The organism is Mesorhizobium sp. M2A.F.Ca.ET.039.01.1.1, from assembly GCF_003998035.1.
Classification (GTDB): Bacteria; Pseudomonadota; Alphaproteobacteria; order Rhizobiales; family Rhizobiaceae; genus Mesorhizobium.
In genome coordinates this window covers 1-937 of sequence record NZ_RZRY01001304.1, presented here as the reverse complement: position 1 = coordinate 937, position 937 = coordinate 1, and the positions used below count along the sequence as shown (strand labels likewise).

The following is a 937-nucleotide window of genomic DNA, read 5'->3' as shown; positions in this document are numbered from 1 at the left end:
CTCGACAACAAGCGGATCAAGGGCGCGGCGCTCGACGTTTTCGCGACCGAACCGCTGCCGGCCGAGCACCCGCTCTGGGGTTACGAAAACGTCGTCATCACGCCGCATTGCGCGGCGGTCTATGACGGCTGGGACATCAAGTCGTTGCACATGTTCGCCGACAATCTGGCGCGCTACCGCAAAGGTGAGCCGCTGGAGAATGTGGTCAATCCGGAACGCGGCTATTGAAAGCAATTCCAGGAAAAGTGTGAACGGTTTTCCGTCCGGAATTGCGAAGAAAGAGGATCGGGAGGAAATAATCCGATGTCACAGGACAGGCGCGGCGGCGGTCGCCGATCGAAGCTCGGACGCAGCGGCGGCGGCATCGCGCAACTGCCGTGGCAGAGCGTGAAAAATCCCTACCCGCCCATGCAGCTTCTCGACGAGGAGCGCATGGAGCAGTTGCACAAGACATCGATGCGCATCCTGTCGGAACTCGGCATCCGCGTCATGAGCGAAAAGGTGATGGACCTGTTCTCCAAGGCTGGCGCCACCGTCGATCGCGAGAGCAACACCATCCGCATCGACGAGAGCATCGTCGCCGAGGCGCTGCGCAACGTTCCCTCCTCCTTCACGCTGACCAGCCGCAATCCCGAAAAGCAGCTCCATTTCGGCGGCAATTCACTGGTCTTCGGTCTAGTCGCCGGTCCGCCCAATGTGCATGACCGCATTAACGGCCGGCGTCCAGGCAACCTGCCCGACTATCAGAACTTCATCCGGCTGGCGCACCACTTCAACGCCATCCACATCATCGGCAACCAAGTGGTGGCGCCGATCGAGCTGCCGGCGAATTCGCGCCATCTCGACACCTATCACGCCAATCTGACGCTGAGCGACCTCTCCTTCCATTGCACCGCGATTGGCCGCGCCAGGGCGATGGACGGCATCAACATGATGG

2 protein-coding genes are annotated in these 937 nt (G+C 60.9%); both read left to right on the top strand.

From position 1 onward, the window contains the following. Positions 1–228 (top strand): NAD(P)-dependent oxidoreductase (locus EOA24_RS39465; protein ID WP_281059944.1); only part of this gene is annotated, 228 nt, incomplete at its 5' end. 75 nt (positions 229–303) lie between these two features. Further along, positions 304–937: trimethylamine methyltransferase family protein (locus EOA24_RS39460; RefSeq protein WP_189354657.1), on the top strand; the 634-nt coding region annotated here is incomplete at its 3' end.